Here is a 23,346-nt window from a genome sequence, read left to right on the forward strand (position 1 = left end):
TGCTGCTGCTTCTGATCGTCATCGTGTTGGGCGCGTCGATCGGCGCTGTCGTGGTGCTCTCGGGGCGCATCCGGGTCGCGACGCGTGCGCAGCAGGCGAAGGTCGGCGAGCTGGCCTCGGGCGTCGAGCGCGCGATCGGGTCGATCCGCACCGTGCGGGCGGCGGGCGCGACCGAGCGGGAGACGGCGAGCGTCACCCGCCTCGCCGACGAGGCGTACACCGTGGGGGTGCGCATCGCGAAGGTATCGGCGCTCGTGGTTCCGGTCGCGGGCATCGCGCTGCAGGTCTCCCTGCTCGTGGTGCTCGGGGTCGGCGGCCTGCGCGTCGCCTCCGGCGATCTCGGCATCGCCAACCTCGTGGCGTTCATCATGTTCCTCTTCCTGCTGGTGGCTCCCCTCGGCACGTTCGTGGGCGCGATCCTGTCGATCAACCAAGCGCTCGGCGCCCTCGGACGCATCCAGGAGGTGCTCGACCTCCCCACCGAGGACGCCGACGACGCGCAGCGCGCGGCGGGCGTCGTCGTCGATGATGCGGATGCCGCGGCATCCGCCCCCGCCGTCGAGTTCCGCGACGTGCACTTCTCCTATCCCGATGCCGTCGTCGCGACCCGCCGCCGGGCCGAGGGCGAGGCACGGCGGGCGCTGGCGAGCGTGCGGGTGGATGCGTCGGCGATCGAGGACGAGGGGGACGAGGCGGGCGCGCAGGTGCTGCGCGGGGTGAGCTTCCGGGTGCCGCGGGGATCGCGCGTCGCGCTGGTCGGCCCCTCGGGCGCCGGGAAGTCGACGACGCTCGCGCTCATCGAGCGGTTCTACGACGCGACGGGCGGTGCGGTGCTGGTCGACGGGGTGGATGTGCGCCTGCACGATCGCACCGCGCTGCGCGCGCGGCTCGGCTATGTCGAGCAGGATGCCCCGACCCTCGCGGGCTCGATCGGCGACAACCTGCGCCTCGCCTCCCCCGACGCGACCGACGAGGCGTGCGAGGCGGTGCTGCGGGCGGTGAACCTCGGCGACGTGCTCGACCGCAGTGCCGAGGGGCTCGATGCGCAGGTCGGCGAGGCGGGAGTGATGCTGTCGGGCGGCGAGCGCCAGCGCCTCGCGATCGCCCGCGCACTGCTGGCCGCTCCCCCGATCCTGCTGCTCGACGAGTCGACGTCGTCGCTCGACGGTCTCAACGAGCAGCGCATGCGGGAGGCCATCGACGCGGTCGCCACCGGTCGCACGCTCGTCGTCATCGCGCACCGCCTGTCGACGGTGGTCGACAGCGACCTCATCGTCGTGATGGATCGCGGCGAGGTCGTCGGGGTCGGCACCCACTCGGAGCTCGTGGCGTCCACGCCGCTCTACCGAGACCTGGCGAAGCACCAGCTGCTGGTCTGAGCGGCAGCCGCCTCACACCTCGGCGGTGTCGAGCGCGCGCGCCAGGGTCTGACGCAGTGCGGCGAGCGTCTCGGGCTCGTCGAACGCGGCACGGACGAGAAGTCCCTGCACGGCGGCGATGACGAGGTCGGCGGTGCGGCCGACGAGGGGATCGTCGGCGGTGAGCTCAGCGCCGGCGCGGGCGCCGACCCAGGGCACGAGCAGCTCGGAGACGCGGGCGCGCATGAACCCGACGTTCTTCACGCCGACCGCGGCGAGCTCCGGGTCGACGGGCATCTCGGCCCACACACGCAGCAGCACCGGCCCCGCGCTCGCGACGAACATCGTCTCCACGACCGCGAGGAAGAGCCGGCCGGGGCTGATCGTCGCGGTGCCGTCGAGGTCGATCGCCGCGACGACCTGACGGAACCTGTCGTCGAGGATCTCCTTGGCGGCCTCGTGCACGAGCGCCGCCTTGCTGTCGTAGTGCGAGTAGATGGATCCGGCGGACAGCCCCGACTCGGCGATGATGTCGGCCATGGATGTCGCGGCGAACCCCTGACGGGCGAAGCACCGCAGGGCCGCCTCGGCGATCTCGCGGCGGCGGGCGAGGCGGGTCTCCTCTTTCAAGCGGGGCACGTACACAGAATAGGCGTTCTGCTATGGTGATCTCAAACAGATCAGATGTTCTTTTTAGAGGGGATCCCCATGGCCGCTCCGGTCCGTCCGCACACCCGCTGGACACTCTCGCTCGCCTTCGGGCTCATCGGCGCCCTCGTCGTCGGGGTCGTCGTGCTCGCCTTCCTCTGGCCCACCAAGACCGCCAGCGCCCATGACCTCCCGATCGGCATCAGCGGCCCGGACGCCGCGGTCACCGCGATCGAGGACGCCGTGGCCGCCCGCGGCGACAGCATCACCTTCGTGGCCGCGACCGAGCGCGAGGACGCCGTGCACCAGATCGAGACGCGGGCGACCTACGGTGCGATCGTGCTGTCGGCGACCGCCGCCCCCGAGGTGCTGACCGCCCCCGCCGCGGGAGCCGTGCCCACCCAGCTGCTCACCGGCCTCGCGGCGCAGCTGCAGGCCCAGCTCAGCCAGCAGGCGCACGCCGCCGGCGCGCCCACCGTGCCGCAGGTCGCCGTGACCGCCGTCGTGCCGCTGTCGGACAGCGACCCGTCCGGCACCGGCCTCGCCGCCGCCGCGTTCCCACTGACCCTCGGCGGCATGCTGGGCGGCGTGCTCATCTCGCTGCTCGTGGTCGGCCCTCTCCGCCGCCTCACGGCGCTCCTCGCGTACGGCGTCGGGGTCGGGCTCCTCCTCGCCGTGGTGCTGCAGACCTGGTTCGGCTACCTGCAGGGCGACTTCCTGCTCAACGCCGCCGCCATCGCCCTCGCGATCGCCGCGACATCCGCCTTCGTCGTCGGGTGCGCATCGCTCTTCGGCCCCGCCGGCATCGGCATCGGCGCCGTGGTCACCATCCTGTTCGCGAACCCGATCTCGGGCGCGACCATGCCGTGGCAGTTCCTCGTGGCCCCCTGGGGCGCGATCGGGCAGTACCTGGTGCCCGGCGCGGCGTCCTGGCTGCTGCGCGGGCTCAGCTACTTCCCCGATGCCGACGCCACCGCTCAGTGGCTGGTGCTCGGCGGGTGGGTCGTGCTCGGCGTCGTGCTGACGGTCGCCGGCCACTTCCGCTCGCGGCCCGGCATGCATGTTCCGGCCGCCACGCTCGAGCCCGCCGCCTGAACGATCACCGCGCCGACCACCCGGGCGGCACGGACGCAACGGACCCCCGTCGCGCGATCGACGGGGGTCCGTTCGTGCCCGGGAGGGCGAGAGCTACGCGCTCTTGAGGCGGTAGCGCAGCGACGACAGCTCCGACTGGAGCGCCGCCGGAACCCGGCCACCGAAGGTGGCGTAGAACTGCTCCGTGAGATCGGCCTCGGTCAGCCACGAGTCGCGGTCGATCGAGAACAGTTCGGCCAGGTCCTCATCGGGCACCTCGATGCCCTCGAGGTTCAGGTCATCGGTGCGCGGGAGGCGACCGATGGGGCTCGACACGGCGGGGACGCTGCCCTCGACGCGACGGATGATCCAGTCGATGACACGGGCGTTGTCCCCGAAGCCCGGCCACAGGAACCGGCCGTCGGCACCCCGACGGAACCAGTTCACCTGGAAGATGCGCGGCGCACGGTCGAAGCGGAGCTTCTGCCCCACCTCGATCCAGTGGCCGAAGTAGTCGGCCATGTTGTAGCCGCAGAACGGCAGCATCGCGAACGGGTCGCGGCGCAGCTCGCCGACGGTGCCCTCGGCGGCGGCGGTGCGCTCCGACGAGATCGTCGAGCCGAGGAAGACGCCGTGCGTCCAGTCGGTGGCCTCGACCACGAGCGGCACGTTCGTCGCCCGGCGCCCGCCGAACAGGATCGCGTCGAGCGGCACGCCCTCCGCAGCATCCCAGTCGGGGGCGATCTGCGGGCACTGCGCGGCCGAGACAGTGAAACGCGAGTTCGGGTGCGCGGCCGGCCGGCCCGACGCCGGGGTCCACGCGTTGCCCTCCCAGTCGGTCAGCTCTGCCGGCGGCTGGTCGGTCAGACCCTCCCACCACACGTCGCCGTCGGGACGCAGCGCCACGTTCGTGAAGATCGTGTTGCCCCACAGGGTCTCCACCGCGGTGACGTTGGTCGACTCGCCGGTGCCCGGCGCGACACCGAAGAAGCCCGCCTCGGGGTTGATCGCCCAGAGCCGGCCGTCCTCCCCGGGACGCAGCCACGCGATGTCGTCGCCGAGGGTCTCGACGCGCCAGCCGGGGATCGTCGGCCGCAGCATGGCGAGGTTCGTCTTGCCACAGGCCGACGGGAACGCGGCGGCCACGTGGTAGGCCTTGCCCTCGGGGCTGATGACGCGGATGAGCAGCATGTGCTCGGCGAGCCAGCCCTCGTCGCGTCCGATGACCGAGGCGATGCGCAGCGCGAAGCACTTCTTCGCGAGGATCGCGTTGCCGCCGTACCCCGAGCCGTACGACCACACCTCGAGGGTGTCGGGGAAGTGCACGATGTACTTGTCGTCGTTGCACGGCCACGCGACATCCGCCTGACCGGGCTCGAGCGGCGCACCCACCGAGTGCACCGTCTTGACCCACGCAGCGCCGGCGGCGATCTGCTCGACGACCTCCGCGCCGACGCGGGTCATGATGCCGATCGAGGTGACCGCGTAGGCGCTGTCGGTCAGCTGCACGCCGATGTGGGAGAGGGGTCCGCCGACGGCACCCATCGAGAACGGCACGACGTAGAGCGTGCGGCCCCGCATCGCCCCGTCGAACAGGCCCGTGAGGGTCGTGCGGATCTCGGCCGGCGCGACCCAGTTGTTCGTGGGTCCGGCGTCCTCCTCCTTCTCGGAGGCGATGAAGGTGCGCCCCTCGGTGCGGGCGACATCGCTGGGGTGCGAGCGGGCGAGGTAGGAGCCCGGCCGCCACTCGGGGTTGAGCTTGATGAGCTTGCCCTCGGCGACCTGCTCGCGCAGCAGGGCCTCGTTCTCGGCGCGCGATCCGTCGACCCAGTGCACCCGCTCGGGCTTGAGCAGCGCGGTGAGCTCGTCGACCCAGGCATAGAGCTTCTCGACGGCGGGGCCGGATGCCTCGGGTCGCTGCCCGAAGGCGGCGACGCCGCCGGCGCGGGTGCCGGATGCGGTCGGGGTGAAGGTCTCAGCCAGGGCCATGGCGCGCTCCTCGTGTCGTGACGGTCGGTGTCGTGGACGGGTCGTGCCTCCACTCTCACGGAGGAGCGCGCACTCTTTTCCCACGTTTTCGGCGAAAGAAGATGCGTTCTTTCCGTATACTCAAACAATGGCGACCTCGATCGAGCTGTCCACCCTGGGGCACCGCATCCGACACCGTCGCTCCGAGAAGGGGCTCACCCTCGACGAGCTCGGCGCACTCGTCGGCGTCGCCGGCAGCCACCTCAGCCTCATCGAGAACGGGAAGCGCGAGCCCAAGCTCTCCCTGCTGCAGCAGATCGCCGACGCGACCGACAGCCAGCTCTCCGACCTCCTCTCGAGCGAGCCGCCGAACCGACGGGCAGCGCTCGAGATCGAGCTGGAGCGGGCGCAGGGAGGCCATCTGTTCCGCCAGCTCGGCATTCCGCCGGTGAAGGTGTCCAAGGGGCTCCCCGACGAGACGATCGAGACGATCCTCGGCCTCCACCGGGAGCTGCAGCGCCGTGAGCGCGCCACGATCGCCACCCCCGAGGAGGCGCGGCGCGCGAACACCGACCTGCGCCTGCGGATGCGGGACCAGGACAACTATCTCGGCGACATCGAGCGTCTCGCCGAGAAGCAGCTCAAGGCGGCGGGCCACCACGGCGGCGCCCTCACCCACCGCACGGTGAGCATCATGGCCGAGCAGCTGGGCTTCGAGCTGATCTACGTGAGCGATCTGCCGCACTCGGCGCGCTCGGTCACCGACCTCGAGAACGGCCGCATCTACCTGCCGCCCGCCTCGATCCCGGGCGGCCACGGCCTGCGGTCGATGGCGCTGCAGGCCATGGCGCACCGCCTGCTCGGCCACAAGCCGCCCACCGACTACGCCGACTTCCTGCAGCAGCGACTCGAGATCAACTACTACGCGGCGTGCGCGCTCATGCCCGAGACGCAGTCGGTCGCGTTCCTGCAGCAGGCGAAGAAGGACCGGAACCTCGCCGTCGAGGACTTCCGCGATGCGTTCGGCGTCACCCACGAGGCCGCCGGGATGCGCATGACCAACCTCCTCACGCGGCACTTCGAGATCCCGCTGCACTTCCTGCGCGTCGACGGCGCCGGCGCCGTCTCCCGCGTCTACGAGAACGACGACCTGCCGCTGCCGATGGACGTGACCGGCGCCGTCGAGGGTCAGGTCGTCTGCCGGTGGTTCTCGGCACGGTCGGCGTTCGCCGAGCAGAACCGCACCGTCGAGCACTACCAGTACACCGACACCCCCGCCGGCACCTACTGGTGCTCGACGCAGACGGGGTCCACCTCCGATGGCGAGTTCTCCATCACCGTGGGCGTGCCGTTCGACGACGCCCGCTGGTTCCGCGGCCGTGAGACGCAGAAGCGCGCCGTGTCGCGCTGCCCCGACGAGTCGTGCTGCCGCCGCCCGGCCGACGAGGTCGCCGCCCGCTGGGTCGGCAAGGCCTGGCCGAGCGCACGCGTGCACATGCAGATGTTCTCGCCGCTGCCGACGGGCCTGTTCCCCGGCATCGACGACTCCGAGGTGTATGCATTCCTCGAACGGCACGCGGGCGGCTGATCACCCCGGCCCGGGAGCGGACCGGCCGGGGACGACCCGGATGCCTCAGCGCACCGGTCGCTCGCCGGCCCCCGGCACCCAGCGCATCCATGCCGCGACGAACACGACGAGCGCGGCGATGAGCCCCGCGACCACCCACAGCACGACGAGGTAGTCGACCCACGACCCGATCGGAGGGGAGCCGGGGAAGAAGCCGCGCAGCGGCACGATCGCGAACAGCATCGCGCCGATCCAGCTGAGCAGGGTCGCCTCCGTCTTGCGACGCCCCCGGAAGGCCGAGATCGCGACCGTGAGGGCGAGAGCGGGCAGCACCAGCATGAGGGTGATCAGGACGATCGCGAACGCCACCGTCGACGCGGAACGGGAGGCGGCGACATCCGTCACCAACACCTCGTCGTTCGTGGAATCGGGCTGACCGCGGAACTCGACGTTCCAGCCGGGCACCCGGTCGGACACCTGCCAGCTGACCGGCACGGTGTGCAGTGTCGTGCCGTCGTCGGCGGTCTGCGCGAGGGCGATGTTCATCTGCGACACCGCGTATCGATCGAAGGGCCACTGCTCGACGAGCCCGGACGTGATCACCTTGACGCTCACGACAGACGGAGCCTGCCCCGCCGCGAAGGTGATCGTGCGCGGACCGTCGACATCGCTGATGAGCAGCGTGAGCGGCTTCGTCAGGAACAGGCCGCCGCCGGTGAGCGACTCCCCCGGCTGCACGTCGATCGACAGGGTGAGACGGTTGCCGGCGGCATCCATCGACTGCGGGCTGAGCACCACGACCGCCTGCGGGTTCGCCGCGCTGATCGGGGTCGACGTCGAGCCGGCCGCGCTGATCGCGTAGAGCACGGCGACGGTCACGTAGACCGCGACCACCACGACCGCGCCGACGGCGATCCAGAGAAGCCCGCGGCGTCGGCGCGGCGCAGGGGCGGGGGCCGCGGGCGCGTCCGCGCCGGTCTCGGTGCTCACGCGATCAGTGTGTCAGACGGCGGGACCCCTCACCCGCCGAGGAACCCGGTGTAGCGGGAGAGTGCGGCCTCGATCTCGCCCGGCGCGACCTGATCGGCGGCGGTGGCGAAGAGCGTCGCGACCGGGCGTTCGGCGAGACGACCGCGGGCGCGAGAGTGGGTCCACGTGCCGACGACGCGGCCCCGATGCAGCAGCACGGGACTCAGCACGCCGTTGGCCGTGGGTCCCACCGCGCTCAGATCCTCCGGCGCGCACACCGCGCTGCGATCGACGTACGACAGCACGTACTCGTCGAAGGCGGGGAGGGCGACGAGGTCGGGCGCCGCGGGGTCGCGGGGTGTGAGCAGCGGCGCCCACAAGTCGTCGTCGAGCCTCTCCACATCGATCGCCGCGAGCGCGGCGGCGCGCGCGGCGGTGCGTGTGAGCCCCATCCACCAGGCGAAATCGCGGCTGGACGCCGGACCGTGCCCGTGGACGAAGCGGGTGAACAGCGTCGCGAGGTCGGCGGCCTTCCCGTCGGGGACGACGTCGTCGACGAGCACGAACCACTGCTCGCGGGACAGCCCATCGGGCTCCGGGCGGGTCGGTCCCTGGCAGATCAGACCGCGCAGGCTCAGCGCCTGAAGGAGGAGCGAGCCACGCATGTCGCCCGTGTCGAGGCCGTCGGCACGCATCACGTCGAACAGCTCGGCGCGCGACAGGCGGCCCGCATCGGCGAGCGCGCGGTGCACGGAGCGCTCGACGCGGGCGATCACAGCCGCGTCGATCCCGCGGCTGCGGTGCACGCTCGCGGCCTGGGCATGCTGACGATCGGCGGTGAGGGCGAGGAACGAGCGCAGGTCGCCCGCCGCGACGATGTGAAGGGTGCCGCGCTGCGTCCACGAGCGCACGAGCAGGCCGTCGTCGAACGCACTGTCGACCGCGGCCGCGCCCGGCGTGCCCGAGGTGCGCAGTGCGAGTCCCCACCGCCCGGCCCACCACTCCTGCGCCTGGGTCGCGACCATGTGGCGTGCCGCCGCCACCACCCCGCCCTCGGGCGCGACGAGCAGGTGCGAACGCAGGCGGTGCTCGATCAGGTCGACGGATGCCACCGCGTCAGTCTGGCGGCACCCGTCGACATCGGCGAACTCAGGCGAAAGGGTTCGGCGTCAGCGTGTACTTGGTCTGCAGGTACTCGTGGATGCCCTCGGCGCCGCCTTCGCGACCGAGCCCGGAGAGCTTCCACCCGCCGAAGGGGGCGGCGGCGTTCGACACGACGCCGATGTTCAGGCCCATCATCCCGGTCTCGAGGCGCTCGATCATGCGCTGCCCGCGGGCGAGGTTCTCGGTGTAGACGTATGACACGAGTCCGTACTCGGTCGAGTTGGCGAGCGCGACCGCGTCGTCCTCGTCATCGAACGGGACGATGGCGAGCACCGGTCCGAAGATCTCCTCCCGAAGGATGTCGCTTCCCGCCGGCACGTCGGAGATCACCGTCGGCTCGAAGAACGTACCGGGCCGGTCGATCGGCGAGCCGCCGGTGCGCAGGCTCGCGCCGCGCCCGACGGCGTCGGCGACGAGGCTCTGCGCCTTGGCGACCGCACGGTCGTCGATGAGCGGGCCGATGGTGACGCCGTCCTCGGTTCCGCGTCCGATGCCGAACGCCTCGACCCGCTCGGTGACCCGGCGGGCGAACTCGTCGGCGACCGAGCGGTGCACGATGAAGCGGTTGGCGGCCGTGCAGGCCTGGCCGATGTTGCGGAACTTCGCGGCGATCGCGCCGTCGACGGCCTTGTCGAGGTCGGCGTCGTCGAACACGACGAACGGCGCGTTGCCTCCGAGCTCCATGGAGGTGCGCAGCACGCCCTGCGAGGCCTGCTCGAGCAGACGCTGGCCCACCGGGGTGGAACCCGTGAACGAGAGCTTGCGCAGCCGCGGGTCGCGGATGATCGGCTCCGACACGGCGCCCGAGGTGGAGGTCGTGATGACGTTGACGACACCGGCGGGCACGCCCGCATCTTCGAGCAGCTTGGCGAAGGCGAGGGTCGTGAGCGGGGTCAGCTCGGCGGGCTTGACGACCACCGTGCACCCGGCGGCGAGCGCGGGCGCGATCTTGCGGGTCGCCATCGCGAGCGGGAAGTTCCAGGGGGTGATGAGGAAGCACGGCCCGACGGCGTGCTGCGAGACGATCATGCGGCCGGTGCCCTCGGGGTTCGCGCCGTACCGGCCCTGCACGTGGGCGGTCTCCTCGCTGAACCAGCGCAGGAACTCGCCGCCGTACGCGACCTCTCCGCGGGCCTCGGCGAGGGGCTTCCCCATCTCGAGGGTCATCAGCAGCGCGAAGTCCTCCTTGCGCTCCTGCAGCAGGTCGAACGCGCGGCGCAGGATCTCCGCGCGCTGACGTGACGGCGTGCGCGACCATGTCTCGAACGCGGTGGCCGCGGCATCCAGTGCCGCGATGCCGTCGGCGGGCGAGGCATCCGCGATCTCCTTGATGAGCTCCCCGGTCGCCGGGTCGTAGACCTTGACGGTGCTCTCGCGTTCGCCGCGACGCCATTCGCCGCCGATGAACAGGCTGTCGGGGACGGCGGCCAGCAGGTCGCGCTCGCGGTTCTCGCTCATAGGACTCCCTCGTCACGGGCGACCGCGCGGGCGCCCTGGTATGGATCGTATACGATCAATCGGTGGTTCGGTCCCATTCTCACGCCGTCGTGCGCGGGACGTTTCGCCATCACGGCGATCACACGAACGTCACCTCGACAGCGCGGCGCATCGGCGGTCGCTGACGACGGTCTCCGCACGCGTCGTATACTCACCGTGTCCGCGGGCATCGACGCCCCGGTGCTCGAAAAAAGGGCACGAAGCCGCCTGCCGGCGCGCGAGACACACACGGCCTCAGTTCCGTTCCTGTCGAAAGCGCTTCGCCATGCCCACCGTCTCCGCCCACGTCGCCCACACCCTCGCCCGACACGTCGATCACGTCTTCGGCGTGATGGGCAACGGCAACGCCTACTTCCTCGATGCCCTCGTGACCGGCACCGCCGCGACCTACACCGCGCTGCGGCACGAGGCGGGCGCGGTCGTCGCCGCCGACGCGCACTACCGTGCGTCCGGACGCATCGCCGCCGCCACCGCCACCTACGGCGCCGGCTTCACCAACACCCTCACCGCCCTCGCCGAGGCGGTGCAGGCCCACGTGCCGCTCGTGCTCGTCGTCGGCGACGAGCCGACATCGGGGCCACGTCCGTGGGACGTCGACCAGATCGCCCTCGCGTCGGCCGTCGGCGCACGCACGTACACGGTCGGGCGCACGGATGCCGCGGCCACCACGGCGATCGCCATCGAGCACGCCCTCGCCTACCGGGTACCCGCGGTGCTCGCTATCCCCTACGACGTCGCGCGGCGCGACGCGGGTGACGTGCCGGATGCCGCGGCCCCCGCGGTGCCCGCACCGCTGGCCGTGCAGCCCGGCTTCGACACGGTGACCCTGCGTCGTGTCGGCGAGCTGCTCGCCGGGGCGTCGCGGCCCGTGCTGATCGCGGGGCGCGGTGCCTGGCTGGCGGGGGCGGGCCCGGCCCTCGACGCCCTCGCGTCGGCGACCGGCGCGCTCACCGCCACGACCGCCCTCGGGCGCGGCCTGTTCGCCGACCCGGCGCGCGACCTCGGCGTCACAGGCGGCTTCGGTGCGGACGGCGCGATGGCCGCCATCGCCCGGGCCGACGTCGCCGTCGTGTTCGGCGCCTCGCTCAACCAGTTCACGATGCGCTTCGGCGAGCTGTTCTCCCCGGGCACGCATGTCGTGCAGGTGGATGTGGCGCCGGCGGCGACGCATCCTCATGTCGGTGTGTACGTGCGCGCCGACGCGCGGCTCGCCGCCGAGGTGCTGCGTGACGCCATCGGCTCCGCGTCGCGAGCGCCCTGGGCGTCCGCCGACGAGGTCGCCGGCTGGCGGGCGCGGGAGGCCGGCGACGCACTCGCGCCGGACGGCCGCCTCGATCCCCGCTCGGCCGCGGCGCGCATCGGTGAGCTGCTGCCGCGCGACCGGGTGGTCGTGAGCGACGGCGGACACTTCCTCGGCTGGTCGAACATGTACTGGGATGTCGCCTCCCCCGACCGCGCCATGATGGTCGGCACCGCCTACCAGTCGATCGGACTGGGGCTCGCGAGCGTGCCGGGCGCAGCCCTCGCGCGGCCGGACTCGACCGTGGTGCTCACGACCGGCGATGGCGGCGGACTGATGGCGCTCGCAGACCTCGAGTCGGCGGTGCGGGTGGCGGGCGGCCGGGGGGTCGCGGTCGTGTGGAACGACGGCGCGTACGGCGCCGAGGTGAACCTCTACGGCCTGAAGGGCCTCGCGACGGAGCCCATGCTCATCCCCGACGTCGACTTCGCGGCCCTCGGGACGGCCGTCGGTGCCGAGGGAGTCGTGGTGCGCTCGCTCGCCGACCTCGACCGGCTCGGCACGTGGGCGGCGGAGCCGGTCGGCGAGCGGCGGTTCCTCATGCTCGATCTGCGCATCTCGCCCGACGTGATCGCGCCCTACCAGCGGGAGATCATCCGCGTGAACTCCTGACGCGGACGACCGTCACCGAGAGGGGGAATGCCGGTCCCTGGCGCAGCGTTGTGGTGCGGGCGCACACTGGAGCGCGACGAAGGGAGCCGCCATGGAAGGCCTCGAACTCACCGTGCTGCTGGGGGTCTCGATCCTCGCCGGGACGCTCCTCGCGCCGAAGCTGCGGCTCGCCACCCCGCTGGTGCTCCTGATCATCGGGCTCGCGCTCGGATTCGTGCCGGCCCTGCGCGGTGTGGAGCTCCCGCCGGAGACCGTGCTGCTGCTGTTCCTCCCGGTGATGCTGTTCTGGGAGAGCCTCACCACGTCGCTGCGGGCGGTGCGCCGGTCGCTGCGCTACATCGTGCCGATGAGCACGCTGCTGGTCGTGGCATCCGCGTTCGCCGTCGCCGGCATCGCCGCGGCGATGGGTGTGCCGTGGGAGGCGGCCCTGCTGCTGGGGGCGGCGGTCGCCCCGCCGGATGCCACGGCGGTCGCGGCGCTCGGACGCCTGCTGCCCGCGCGCACCTTCATGAAGCTCAAGGCGGAGAGCCTGACGAACGACGGCACGGCCCTCGTGCTCTACGCGATCGCTCTCTCCCTCGCCCTCGGCGGCCAGATCACGCCGTGGAGCGTCACCCTCACGGTGCTCGTGTCGTACGTCGGCGGAGCCGCGGCCGGTATCGTCGTGGCGGCCGCCGCGTACCTGCTGCTGCGGCGCCTGTCGGGAACCCTCGCGATCAACCTGACCCTGCTGCTCGTGCCGTTCACCGCCTTCCTCATCGCCGAGCTGATCGACGCGTCGGGCGTGCTCGCGGTCGTGTTCGCGGGCATCATCGTGGCCTGGGTCTCGCCGCGGGTGACGACAGCCTCGTCGAGACGGCAGGCGGATGCCGCGTGGCCGCTCGGCGTCTACCTGCTCAACGGTGCGCTGTTCGTGCTCATCGGTCTCGAGGTGCAGCACGTGGTGCACGAGATCTCCCCCGCGCAGATCGGGTGGCTCTCGCTCGTGACCGTGGGTGCCTGGCTCGCGCTACTGGTCGTGCGGTACCTCTTCCAACTGCTGTTCGCCCCGTTCTCGCGCCCGCCCGCGGGCGCGGCCGCCGGTCCCCGGCACCGGTCGCGCCTCGTGAGCACGGTGGCCGGATTCCGCGGCGCGGTCTCGCTCGCGATCGCCCTCTCGGTGCCGACGGTGACCGCGGCGGGCGCGCCCCTCGACGGACGCGACGCCGTCGTGTTCGTCACCGCCGGGGTCATCGTGCTGAGCCTGCTCGTGCAGGGGCCGCTGCTCGTCGGCGTCGTGCGCTGGGCGCGCCTGCCGCAGGACGACGCCGACCTCGACGAGATCGAGATCGCCCAGCGGGCGATCTCGGCGGCCGCCCTCGCGGCCCTCGACGACCTCGCCCTCGAGCACGGCATCAGCGACGACGTGCGCGACCGCGCGCGGCGCGACGGCTACGAGCACCTCGAGCTCGCCAATGCCCGTGCACTCGAACGACAGCGTCAGACGCTGCTCAACCGCGAGATCGCCGAGCTCGAGATCGTGATCGCGACGACCGACGACGACGCGGTGCGCGCGGACACCTCGACGACGTCGTTCGTCGCGCCGAGCGGTGCCGCGGCGGCGGCGCCTCTCGAGATGCTCGCGTCGAGCACCGACGTGGATGTCGCGCAGCGCTCCCCGATCGTGCGGTTCGACGAGGCATCCCGACTGCGGCTCGCCCTGCTCGGACGCAAGCGCGAGGTGCTGCTGCGCCTGCGGCGCGAGGGCACGATCGACGACCTCGTCGCCCGGCGACTGCAGTCGGGCCTCGACCTGGAGGAGCTGCGGCTCGACGGCGCCCGCGCACCGCGGTGAGTCAGACGGCGGCCGGCTGCCGCTGGGGCCGCAGGGTGCCCTCGAAGAACGCGGCGAGCGCGTCGGTGTCGGCGAGCGAGAGCACGTCGGCGACGTACTGGTCGGGGCGCACGACCACGACCGCGCCCGCCCGGTCGATGCCGCGCTCGGCGTAGATGTCGGTGTCGTTCCAGCGGCTCGCGCCGGCGGCGAACACCTTCTCCCAGTCGGTGATCCCGAGCGCGCCGTTGCGCGGACGGAACACCCGCGGTGCGGCCGTGACGTCGACGTCCTCGAAGCTCTGGGGCACGATCGCCTTGACGTCGAACACGGCGTCGAGCGCGGCATCCGCGGGGGTGAAGCGCCGCACCGGCGACGCGTCGGCCGTGAGCAGCCAGTCGGCGAACCGCGACAGCGCGGCCCCCTCGGCGAGCCCGTCGGCGTCGCCGAACGCGTAGATGCGCCAGCGGCCGTCGGCGCGCGCGTGGTGCCCGAGGTGGACGACGTTGCCGTCGCTCGCGAGCACGACGGGCGAGGACTTGAAGCGCTTGCCGAGCGGGAAGCCGGTGGCGAGCTCGGGGCGGGCGTGGGCGGCGACGATCGACGACGGCGGGTACTGGGTCATGAACCCCGACGGGAACTCGGCGGTGGCGAGGTAGTAGGTGGCGAGGTCGCCGGGGTCGGAGATCTCCTCGGGCTTGCGCGCCATGAGCGACGACCATTCCCGGTCGAAGTCGATGAGCTGCTGGGCGACGGGCTGCCGTTCCGACGAGTACGTGTCGAGCAACGTCTCGGGGCTGAGACCTGTCAGCACGGAGCCGAGCTTCCAGCCCAGGTTGAAGCCGTCCTGCATCGACACGTTCATGCCCTGCCCGGCCTTTGCACTGTGCGTGTGGCACGCGTCACCGGTGAGGAACACCCGGGGCGAGCGCGACCCGTCGTCGGGCACGTCGTCGAAACGGTCGGTCACGCGGTGTCCCACCTCGTAGACGCTGTGCCACGCGACATCCTTCACGTCGATCGAGTACGGATGCAGGATCTCGTTGGCCCGACGGATGACGTCCTCGATGGGCGTCTGACGCACGCGGTGGTCGTCATCGGCGGCGACCTCGCCGAGATCGATGTACATGCGGCTGAGGTAGCCGCCCTCGCGCGGGATGTGCAGGATGTTGCCGGCCTCGGAGTTGATCGCGCACTTCACGCGCCAGTCGGGGAAGTCGGTCTCGACGAGCACGTCCATGACCCCCCAGGCGTGGGCCGAGATGCCGCCCAGGTGGCGGCGGCCGATCGCCTCGCGCACCTGGCTGCGGGCGCCGTCGCAGCCGACGACGTACTTCGCGCGCACGGTGCGGGCGCCCTCGGCGGTACGCAGCTCGACGGCGAGCGGATACTCCTCGGCGTCGTCGCGGGTGAGGCCGGCGAACTCGACGCCGAAGTCGGGAACGATGCGGCCGGGGCCGGCGGCGGCGGCCTCGGCGAAGTAGTCGAGCACGCGCGCCTGGTTGACGATGAGGTGCGGGAACTCGCTGATGTCGAAGGCGTAGTCGGCCGTGCGGGAGCGCCGCACGATGCGGGTGGGATCGTCGGGGTCGGGTCCCCAGAAGTTCATCCAGCCGATGTTGTAGGCCTCGGCCACGATGCGCTCGGCGAACCCGAAGGCCTGGAACGTCTCGACGCTGCGCGGCTGGATGCCGTCGGCCTGGCCGAGCACGAGGCGTCCCTCCCGCTTCTCGACGATGCGGGTCACGACGCTCGGGTACTGCGAGAGCTGGGCGGCGAGGAGCATGCCCGCGGGGCCCGACCCGACGATGAGCACGTCGACGGCGTCGGGGAGATCGGCGGGCCGGTCGAGGCCGATGCCGGCGGCGGGCTGCACCCGCGGGTCGGTGGACACGTAACCGTGGTGGTGGAACTGCATCGTCTTCGATCCCTTCCTGCGACATCGACGTCGAGGGTGTGGACGGCGGGGCGCTCGCGCGCTATGTTCTATATTCGAACACGCCGTTCTACTATTGAATGGATCGTATACGACGACGTCCGGCGCCCACAAGGGAACGGCGACGAGAGGATGCCGCATGCCCCCCGAGAGCGCCCGCGATCAGCCCGCCTCGCAGACCCTCAGCCGCGGCATCCGCGTGCTCGAGGTGCTCGCCGAGGCGACCGGTCCGCTCTCGATCGACGAGGTCGCCGCGCGACTCGGCGTGCACCGTTCGGTCGCCTACCGGCTCGTGCGCACCCTCGAGGACCACGCACTCGTCGTGCGGGACGCCGGCGGCAGGCTCGCCCTCGGCGCCCGGCTCGCCGCGCTCGCCTCGCGGGTCTCCGCCGACCTGCAGGCCGAGGCACTGCCCGAGCTCACCGCCGTCGCCAACGAGCTCGGCATGACGTGCTTCCTCGCGGTGCACGACCGCGACGAGTGCGTCACCCTCGCCAGCGTCGAACCGCGCCACGCCGTCGCCTCGGTCGCCCAGCGGCCGGGCGCCCGTCACGCCGTGACCGTCGGCGCACCCGGCAAGGCGATCCTCGCGCAGCTCGCCCCCGGCGAATGGCCCCGCGGCGCCTCCGACGCGCTGCGCGACCAGGTGCGCGCCGCCGGCGAACGCGGATACGCGACGAGCGCCGACGAGGTCATCCCGACCGTGCAGGCCGTCGCCGTGCCGCTCGCCCTGCGCGGACGGCCCGCCGCTGCCATAGCCGTCGTGCACGTCGCCAGCCCCGACGACCCCGAGCCGATCGCCCGGCGCCTCGAGCGGTGCGCCGCGGCGATCCGCTCGGCCCTCGACGGCTGACGGATCAGCGCGCGGCGGGAGTCACCAGGCGGAACACCTCGACGACGCCCGGTCGGGCGCGACGACGAGGCCCGCACGCCGACTCCTCGGACGTGCGGGCCTCGTCGCGGAGCGCGTCAGCCGCGCGCCGCTCCGTAGATCGGGCTCTTCGCCTGCTCGGCCTCATGCTCGGGGCCGAGTGGGATGCCGCTGCGATCGCGCAAGAGGAGCGTCGCGATCAGGCCGATCACCGTCATGCCGGCGAGGTAGACCGTGACCGACAGGGTCGAGCCGGTGGCCTGCACGAGCGCCGTCGCAATGGTCGGAGCGAACGCGCCACCGAGGATCGCGCCGAGCGCGTACGAGATCGACACCCCGGAGAAACGGATCGAGGCGGGGAACAGCTCGGAGTACAGGGCCGCCTGAGGACCGTAGGTGAACCCCAGTCCGATCGTGAGGATGGCGAGTCCGAGGAACAGAGCGCCCACGCTGCCGCTGTTCACGAGCGGGAACAGGGTGAAGACGCCGACAAGCTGGGCGACCCATCCGATGATGTAGGTGGTGCGACGCCCGATGCGGTCGCTGAGCCATCCCGCGACCCACGTGGCGATGAGCCATGTGACAGCGGATCCGGCGACCGCCCAGAGCACCGGTTCACGGTCGAGCGCGATCGGACCCTTCGGGTCGGTGGCGTAGTTCTGGATGTAGCCGCCGGTCGTCATGTACCCGACCGCGTTGTTGCCGGCGAAGACGAGCGCCGCGATGATGACGAGCAGGGCGTGACGCCGGAACAGCTGCACGATGGGCATGCGCGTCTGCTCCTTGCGCTCGGCGATCTCGACGAAGACCGGGCTCTCCTCGACACGACGACGCACCCAGTAGCCGATGAAGATGAGCACGATGCTGAGCAGGAACGGCACTCGCCATCCCCACGCGAGGAATGCGTCCCCGCGTGCGATGAGCGCCATCAGGGCCATCACGCCGGAGGCGAGCAGAAGCCCGATCGGCACGCCGATCTGGGGCGAGGCCCCGAAGAGACCGCGCTTCGTGCGCGGCGCGTGCTCGACGGCCATCAGGACGGCACCACCCCATTCGCCTCCGGCGGAGATGCCCTGCAGGACGCGGAGCAGGATGAGGATGAGCGGCGCGCCGATCCCGATCGCCGAGTACGTCGGCAGAAGTCCGATGAGCGCCGTCGCGGCGCCCATCAGGATGAGCGTGAGCACGAGCACGCGGCGACGGCCGATGCGATCGCCGAAATGGCCCGCGAGGAATGCTCCGAGCGGACGGAACAGGAAGCTGATCCCCACCGTGAGGAACGAGAGGATCGTGGCGACGCCGGCACCGGCCGGCTTGAAGAACAGCTCGCCGAACACGAGCGCGGCGGCCGAGGCGTAGATGAAGAAGTCGTACCACTCGACCGTGGTGCCGACGACTGTGGCGAAGACGACGCGTCGACGGTCGACCGCCGACGCGATGGTTCCGGTGGGCGTCAAGCCCTGCTGTGCTTCTGCGCTCATGCGCGGTGACTCCTTCGTCAAGGGGACTTCATCGTCTCCGGCAGCGTGATGGTGCGGCTTGCCGGTGTGCGGTTGATCATATACGATTTCGAATACGACGCAAGAGCGAGGGAGCTCATGACTCACGACACCGATACCGCGGCCGATCCGCGGTTCGCGGCACTGCCGACGAGGCCTGGCAAGGTCATCGCCGTGCACCTCAGCTACGCGTCCCGCGCCGACCAGCGGGGCCGCCGGCCTGCGCAGCCGAGCTACTTCCTGAAGCCGTCGAGCACCCTCGCCCCCACCGACGGCGTGCTCGTGCGCCCCGCCGGCACCGAGCTGCTCGCCTTCGAGGGCGAGATCGCGCTCGTGATCGGCACCCCCGCCCACCGGGTGACGCTCGCCGACGCCTGGGCGCACGTCGGGTGGGTCACCGCCTCGAACGACGTCGGCGTGTACGACCTCCGCGCCGTCGACAAGGGATCCAACGTGCGCTCCAAGGGCCGCGACGGTTTCACCCCGATCGGGCCCGGCCTCATCGACGCGCGCACCGTCGACCCCGCCGCACTGCGCGTGCGCACCTGGGTCGACGGCGTCCTCGCACAGGACGACACCACCGCCGACCTCATCTTCCCCCTCGCCCAGATCGTCGCCGACCTCGCCCAGCACATGACGCTCGAGCGCGGCGACGTCATCCTCACCGGCACCCCGGCGGGCTCGTCCGTCGTGCGCCCGGGGTCCGTCGTCGAGGTCGAGGTCGACGCCCCGGATGCCGCGGGCTCCCCCACGTCGGGCCGCCTGCGCTCGCGCGTGGTCGAGGGCGACGACGTCTTCGATGAGACCCTCGGCTCGCTTCCGGCGGTCGACGACACCCAGCGCGCCGAGGCCTGGGGATCGCGCGAGGAGGCGGGCCTCCCGCCGCTCCCCCGCCCGTTCGCCCTCGACGACGACCTGCGGGCGAAGCTCGCCCTCACCCCGGTCGCCGGCCTCTCGGCGCAGCTGCGCAAGCGCGGGCTCAACAACGTGACGATCGACGGCGTGCGGCCGCTGCATCCCGATCAGAAGCTCGTCGGACTCGCCAAGACGCTCCGCTTCCTCCCGCATCGCGAAGACCTGTTCGCCTCGCACGGCGGCGGCTACAACGCGCAGAAGCGCGCCTTCGACGAGGTGCGACCGGGTGAGGTCATCGTCATCGAGGCCCGTGGCGAGAGCGGATCCGGCACGCTCGGCGACATCCTGGCGCTGCGCGCACAGGCGCGCGGCTCGGCCGGTGTCATCACCGACGGCGGCGTGCGCGACGCCGACGCCGTCACCGCCGTGGGCATCCCGGTCTACACGGTGGGCGCCCACCCCGCCGTGCTCGGACGCCGCCACGTGCCCTGGGACATCGACGTCACGATCGCCTGCGGCGGCACCGTCGTGCAGCCCGGAGACGTCATCGTCGGCGACGCCGACGGCGTCATCGTCATCCCGCCCGCCCTGGTCGCGGAGGTCGTCGAGGCGGCCCTCGCCCAGGAGGAGGAGGATGCCTGGGTGGCGGACCGCGTGCGGGAGGGACATCCCGTCGACGGCCTCTTCCCGCCCAACGAGGAGTGGAAGGCGAGGTACCGCGCATGGCGCGAGACGAACTGACGAGCGAGCGGGGCGCCGAGCGCCTCGCCGACCTGAGCAAGTCGCAGCAGGCGTACCACTTCATCAAGGAGCGCATCGCGAGCGGCTTGTTCGCGCCCGGCCACCGCCTGGTGCTCGGCGGCATCGCGGGCGAGCTGGACATGAGCGTGGTGCCGGTGCGCGAGGCGATCCGGCAGCTCGAGGCCGAGGGGCTGGTGACCTTCGAGCGCAACGTCGGCGCGCGGGTCTCGATGGTCGACGACACGCAGTACCGCTACAGCATGCAGGCCCTGAGCATCCTCGAGGGGACGGCCACGGCCCTCGCCGCCCGCCGGCTCACGGCCGACGACCTGCGCCGGGCCCGCCGCATCAACGAACTGATGATCGAGACCCTCGACAGCTTCGACCCCCGCGCGTTCACGAGTCTCAACCACGAGTTCCACTCGACGCTGTTCTCGAAGTGCGCGAACCCCCGCATGCTCGAGCTCGTCGAGGCGGAGTGGGGCCGGCTCGGCCATCTGCGCGACTCGACCTTCAGCTTCGTCCCGGGCCGCGCCCAGGAGTCGGTGCACGAGCACGAGAACATCGTGCTGCTCATCGAGCAGGGCGCCCCCCTCGGCGAGATCGAGAAGGCGGCCCGCCGCCACCGCTCCGCCACGCTCGACGCCTACATGATCCACGAACACCCCGACGAAGCCCTCGGGCTTCCCGCCTTCTGACCCTTCGAGGAGGTCCCATGTCCGACACCACCGTCGCACTCGACACCCACCACGTGCCCGCCGATCTGCCCACGCGCATTCAGCACTACATCGACGGCGCCTTCGTCGACTCGATCGACGGCGACACGTTCGACGTGCTCGACCCGGTCTCGAACGAGGTGTACCTGGAGGCCGCCGCCGGCAAGAAGGCCGACATCGACCGCGCCGTCGCCGCCGCGCGCCGCGCATTCGACGAGGGTCCGTGGCCGCGGATGCTGCCGCGCGAACGCGCCCGCGTGCTCACCCGCATCGCCGACATCGTCGAGACCCGCGACGCCCGCCTCGCCGAGCTGGAGTCGTTCGACTCGGGGCTGCCGATCACGCAGGCGCTCGGCCAGGCGCGCCGCGCCGCCGAGAACTTCCGCTTCTTCGCCGACCTGATCGTCGCCCAGGCCGATGACACCTACAAGGTCCCGGGGCGCCAGATCAACTACGTGAACCGCAAGCCGATCGGCGTCGCGGGTCTCATCACCCCGTGGAACACCCCGTTCATGCTCGAGTCGTGGAAGCTCGCCCCCGCGCTCGCCACCGGCAACACCGTGGTGCTCAAGCCCGCCGAGTTCACGCCGCTGTCGGCATCGCTGTGGGCCGGCATCTTCGAGGAGGCCGGCCTGCCGCAGGGCGTCTTCAACCTCGTGAACGGTCTCGGCGAGGACGCCGGCGACGCCCTCGTGAAGCACCCGGACGTGCCGCTGATCTCCTTCACCGGCGAGAGCCGCACCGGCCAGATCATCTTCGGCAACGCGGCCCCGTTCCTCAAGGGTCTGTCGATGGAGCTCGGCGGCAAGAGCCCGGCGATCGTGTTCGCCGACGCCGATCTGGATGCCGCGATCGACGCGACCATCTTCGGGGTGTTCTCCCTCAACGGCGAGCGCTGCACGGCCGGCAGCCGCATCCTCGTCGAGCGCGGGATCTACGACGAGTTCGTCGAGCGCTACGCGGCACAGGCGAAGCGCGTGACGGTGGGCTACCCGCACGACCCCGCCACGGAGGTCGGCGCGCTCGTGCACCCGGAGCACTACGCGAAGGTCATGAGCTACGTCGAGATCGGCAAGTCCGAGGGGCGCCTGGTCGCGGGCGGGTCCCGTCCGGAGGGCTTCGAGACGGGCAACTTCGTGTCGCCGACGGTGTTCGCCGACGTCGCCCCCGACGCGCGTATCTTCCAGGAGGAGATCTTCGGCCCGGTCGTGGCGATCACGCCTTTCGACTCCGACGAGGAGGCCCTCGCCCTCGCCAACGGCGTGCGCTACGGACTCGCCGCCTACGTGTGGACGAACGACCTGAAGCGCGCCCACAACTTCGCGCAGGCGATCGACGCCGGCATGGTGTGGCTGAACTCCAACAACGTGCGGGACCTGCGCACTCCGTTCGGCGGCGTGAAGGCGTCCGGCCTCGGCCACGAGGGCGGCTACCGCTCCATCGACTTCTACACCGAGCAGCAGGCCGTGCACATCACTCTCGGCGAGGTGCACAACCCGACCTTCGGCAAGGGCGCGAGCACCCACCACTGACCCGGATGCCGCGGGCAGTCGCCGCGGCATCCCTTCTTCTTCCCACCATCGAGCAAGGACGCTGACATGACCAATCCCGAAGACCGCACCCTGACCTCGTCGGGCTTCTACGTCTCCCAGGAGGCGCCGATCCGCACCGACAACCCGGTGCCCACGCCGACCTCGCCGGCACCCGACATCCTGCGGTGCGCGTACATGGAGCTCGTCGTGACCGACCTCGCCGCGTCGCGCGAGTTCTACGTCGACGTGCTGGACCTCGTGGTCACCGAGGAGGACGAGAACACGGTCTACCTCCGCTCGATCGAGGAGTTCATCCACCACAACCTGGTGCTGCGTCAGGGCCCGGTCGCCGCCGTCGCCGCGTTCTCGTACCGCGTGCGCACGCCCGAGGACCTCGACCGCGCGGTCGCGTTCTACACCGAGCTCGGATGCCGCGTCGAGCGTCGTGCGGAGGGCTTCACGAAGGGAATCGGCGAGTCGGTGCGCGTCGAGGACCCGCTCGGCTTCCCGTACGAGTTCTTCTACGAGGTCGAGCACGTCGAGCGTCTCGCCTGGCGCTACGACCTGTACACCCCGGGCGCGCTCGTGCGTCTCGACCACTTCAACCAGGTCACCCCCGACGTGCCCCGCGCGGTCGCGTTCATGCAGGATCTCGGCTTCCGGGTGACCGAGGACATCCAGGACGACGAGGGCACCGTCTACGCCGCGTGGATGCGCCGCAAGCCCACCGTGCACGACACCGCCATGACCGGCGGCGACGGCCCCCGCATGCATCACGTCGCCTTCTCGACCCACGAGAAGCACAACATCCTCGCGATCTGCGACAAGCTCGGTGCCCTCCGCCGCTCCGACGCGATCGAGCGGGGACCGGGTCGCCACGGCGTCTCGAACGCGTTCTACCTCTACCTGCGCGACCCCGACGGCCACCGCGTCGAGATCTACACGCAGGACTACTACACGGGCGACCCCGACAACCCGGTCGTGACGTGGGACGTGCACGACAACCAGCGCCGCGACTGGTGGGGCAACCCCGTCGTGCCGTCGTGGTACACCGATGCGTCGCTCGTGCTCGACCTCGACGGCAACCCGAAGCCCGTCGTGGCACGCACGGACGCCTCGGAGATGGCGGTCACGATCGGCGCCGACGGCTTCTCCTACACGCGACGCGACGAGGAGAGCGTCGCCGCAGGCGAGTTCAAGCTCGGCGCGCAGCTGTAGCGTTCAGG

The 23,346-nt window shown here is 71.5% G+C and carries 17 protein-coding genes; 10 read left to right on the forward strand and 7 right to left on the reverse strand.

All coding sequences use genetic code 11. The features are described from left to right. Positions 1-1,379, forward strand: a 1,379-nt coding sequence (locus tag BGO15_RS10970; RefSeq protein WP_286748279.1) for an ABC transporter ATP-binding protein, incomplete at its 5' end; no start/stop codon positions are given. 12 nt (positions 1,380-1,391) lie between these two features. On the opposite strand, the gene BGO15_RS10975 is transcribed toward BGO15_RS10970, so the two are convergent. Further along, entirely contained in the window at positions 1,392-1,997 is a 606-nt protein-coding gene (locus BGO15_RS10975) for a TetR/AcrR family transcriptional regulator (protein ID WP_162237836.1), read from the reverse strand. A 69-nt stretch (positions 1,998-2,066) separates the two neighbouring features. Here BGO15_RS10975 and BGO15_RS10980 point away from each other — a divergent pair, with 69 nt between their 5' ends. Then, a complete protein-coding gene (locus BGO15_RS10980) occupies positions 2,067-3,101 on the forward strand; it encodes a hypothetical protein (protein ID WP_056207898.1) in 1,035 nt (344 codons plus the stop codon). A gap of 93 nt (positions 3,102-3,194) precedes the next feature. Here the strand turns inward: BGO15_RS10980 and BGO15_RS10985 are convergent, their stop codons facing one another. Further along, positions 3,195-5,069 carry a phosphoenolpyruvate carboxykinase (GTP) gene (locus tag BGO15_RS10985; protein WP_056207895.1) on the reverse strand — a complete coding sequence of 625 codons (1,875 nt, stop codon included), beginning with the start codon at positions 5,067-5,069 and terminating at the stop codon, positions 3,195-3,197. A gap of 127 nt (positions 5,070-5,196) precedes the next feature. On the opposite strand from BGO15_RS10985, the gene BGO15_RS10990 reads away from it, so the two are divergent. Beyond that, the gene (locus BGO15_RS10990; protein ID WP_045248211.1) at positions 5,197-6,636 is read left to right on the forward strand and encodes a helix-turn-helix transcriptional regulator; all 1,440 of its coding nucleotides are present in this window, start codon (positions 5,197-5,199) and stop codon (positions 6,634-6,636) included. A 45-nt stretch (positions 6,637-6,681) separates the two neighbouring features. On the opposite strand, the gene BGO15_RS10995 is transcribed toward BGO15_RS10990, so the two are convergent. The 3 genes from BGO15_RS10995 to BGO15_RS11005 are packed head-to-tail and all read right to left on the reverse strand — an operon-like array spanning position 6,682 to position 10,206. Continuing rightward, entirely contained in the window at positions 6,682-7,605 is a 924-nt protein-coding gene (locus tag BGO15_RS10995; protein WP_056207893.1) for a DUF4436 family protein, read from the reverse strand. 29 nt (positions 7,606-7,634) lie between these two features. Then, positions 7,635-8,696: a winged helix DNA-binding domain-containing protein gene (locus BGO15_RS11000; protein ID WP_056518647.1), complete on the reverse strand. Its 1,062-nt coding sequence runs from the start codon at positions 8,694-8,696 to the stop codon at positions 7,635-7,637. Between the two features lie 37 nt (positions 8,697-8,733). Beyond that, positions 8,734-10,206, reverse strand: coding sequence for an NAD-dependent succinate-semialdehyde dehydrogenase (locus BGO15_RS11005; protein WP_056207891.1), 1,473 nt, complete (start codon positions 10,204-10,206; stop codon positions 8,734-8,736). Positions 10,207-10,510: 304 nt separating this feature from the next. On the opposite strand from BGO15_RS11005, the gene BGO15_RS11010 reads away from it, so the two are divergent. Continuing rightward, on the forward strand, positions 10,511-12,157 hold the full coding sequence (locus tag BGO15_RS11010) for a thiamine pyrophosphate-binding protein (protein ID WP_056518645.1): 1,647 nt from the start codon (positions 10,511-10,513) through the stop codon (positions 12,155-12,157). A gap of 91 nt (positions 12,158-12,248) precedes the next feature. After that, positions 12,249-13,991, forward strand: coding sequence for a Na+/H+ antiporter (locus tag BGO15_RS11015; protein WP_056207889.1), 1,743 nt, complete (start codon positions 12,249-12,251; stop codon positions 13,989-13,991). A gap of 1 nt (position 13,992) precedes the next feature. On the opposite strand, the gene BGO15_RS11020 is transcribed toward BGO15_RS11015, so the two are convergent. Then, positions 13,993-15,888 carry an FAD-dependent monooxygenase gene (locus BGO15_RS11020; protein ID WP_056518643.1) on the reverse strand — a complete coding sequence of 632 codons (1,896 nt, stop codon included), beginning with the start codon at positions 15,886-15,888 and terminating at the stop codon, positions 13,993-13,995. Positions 15,889-16,045: 157 nt separating this feature from the next. On the opposite strand from BGO15_RS11020, the gene BGO15_RS11025 reads away from it, so the two are divergent. Continuing rightward, positions 16,046-16,759, forward strand: a complete 714-nt coding sequence (locus BGO15_RS11025) for an IclR family transcriptional regulator (protein WP_056207887.1) — start codon at positions 16,046-16,048, stop codon at positions 16,757-16,759. A gap of 116 nt (positions 16,760-16,875) precedes the next feature. Here BGO15_RS11025 and BGO15_RS11030 read toward each other — a convergent pair whose 3' ends face one another. Continuing rightward, positions 16,876-18,258: an MFS transporter gene (locus BGO15_RS11030; RefSeq protein WP_056207883.1), complete on the reverse strand. Its 1,383-nt coding sequence runs from the start codon at positions 18,256-18,258 to the stop codon at positions 16,876-16,878. Between the two features lie 117 nt (positions 18,259-18,375). Between BGO15_RS11030 and BGO15_RS11035 the strand changes: the two genes are divergently transcribed. The 4 genes from BGO15_RS11035 to hpaD all read left to right on the forward strand — a co-directional run bounded on the left by BGO15_RS11035 (position 18,376) and on the right by hpaD (position 23,338). Then, positions 18,376-19,872 carry a fumarylacetoacetate hydrolase family protein gene (locus BGO15_RS11035; protein WP_056518642.1) on the forward strand — a complete coding sequence of 499 codons (1,497 nt, stop codon included), beginning with the start codon at positions 18,376-18,378 and terminating at the stop codon, positions 19,870-19,872. Further along, positions 19,854-20,570 (forward strand): GntR family transcriptional regulator, encoded by a 717-nt coding sequence (locus BGO15_RS11040; protein ID WP_045248201.1) that lies wholly within the window; start codon positions 19,854-19,856, stop codon positions 20,568-20,570. The genes BGO15_RS11035 and BGO15_RS11040 overlap by 19 nt, the downstream gene beginning before the upstream one ends. Before the next feature lie 17 nt (positions 20,571-20,587). Continuing rightward, entirely contained in the window at positions 20,588-22,120 is a 1,533-nt protein-coding gene (gene hpaE, locus BGO15_RS11045) for a 5-carboxymethyl-2-hydroxymuconate semialdehyde dehydrogenase (protein WP_056207880.1), read from the forward strand. A 66-nt stretch (positions 22,121-22,186) separates the two neighbouring features. Next, complete coding sequence (hpaD, locus tag BGO15_RS11050; protein WP_056207878.1) at positions 22,187-23,338, forward strand: 3,4-dihydroxyphenylacetate 2,3-dioxygenase; 1,152 nt, start codon at positions 22,187-22,189, stop codon at positions 23,336-23,338. Positions 23,339-23,346 lie beyond the last annotated feature (8 nt).

Source organism: Microbacterium sp. 71-23 (assembly GCF_001897265.1).
Taxonomy (GTDB): Bacteria; Actinomycetota; Actinomycetes; order Actinomycetales; family Microbacteriaceae; genus Microbacterium; species Microbacterium ginsengisoli.

What these genes read in the sequence shown, in the direction of transcription:
- BGO15_RS10980 (WP_056207898.1), top strand. Translation starts at nt 2,067, where the DNA reads ATGGCCGCTCCGGTCCGTCCGCACACCCGCTGGACACTCTCGCTCGCC.
- BGO15_RS10985 (WP_056207895.1), bottom strand. Translation starts at nt 5,069, where the DNA reads ATGGCCCTGGCTGAGACCTTCACCCCGACCGCATCCGGCACCCGCGCC.
- BGO15_RS10990 (WP_045248211.1), top strand. Translation starts at nt 5,197, where the DNA reads ATGGCGACCTCGATCGAGCTGTCCACCCTGGGGCACCGCATCCGACAC.
- BGO15_RS11005 (WP_056207891.1), bottom strand. Translation starts at nt 10,206, where the DNA reads ATGAGCGAGAACCGCGAGCGCGACCTGCTGGCCGCCGTCCCCGACAGC.
- BGO15_RS11010 (WP_056518645.1), top strand. Translation starts at nt 10,511, where the DNA reads ATGCCCACCGTCTCCGCCCACGTCGCCCACACCCTCGCCCGACACGTC.
- BGO15_RS11015 (WP_056207889.1), top strand. Translation starts at nt 12,249, where the DNA reads ATGGAAGGCCTCGAACTCACCGTGCTGCTGGGGGTCTCGATCCTCGCC.
- BGO15_RS11020 (WP_056518643.1), bottom strand. Translation starts at nt 15,888, where the DNA reads ATGCAGTTCCACCACCACGGTTACGTGTCCACCGACCCGCGGGTGCAG.
- BGO15_RS11025 (WP_056207887.1), top strand. Translation starts at nt 16,046, where the DNA reads ATGCCCCCCGAGAGCGCCCGCGATCAGCCCGCCTCGCAGACCCTCAGC.
- BGO15_RS11030 (WP_056207883.1), bottom strand. Translation starts at nt 18,258, where the DNA reads ATGAGCGCAGAAGCACAGCAGGGCTTGACGCCCACCGGAACCATCGCG.
- BGO15_RS11035 (WP_056518642.1), top strand. Translation starts at nt 18,376, where the DNA reads ATGACTCACGACACCGATACCGCGGCCGATCCGCGGTTCGCGGCACTG.
- BGO15_RS11040 (WP_045248201.1), top strand. Translation starts at nt 19,854, where the DNA reads ATGGCGCGAGACGAACTGACGAGCGAGCGGGGCGCCGAGCGCCTCGCC.
- hpaE (WP_056207880.1), top strand. Translation starts at nt 20,588, where the DNA reads ATGTCCGACACCACCGTCGCACTCGACACCCACCACGTGCCCGCCGAT.
- hpaD (WP_056207878.1), top strand. Translation starts at nt 22,187, where the DNA reads ATGACCAATCCCGAAGACCGCACCCTGACCTCGTCGGGCTTCTACGTC.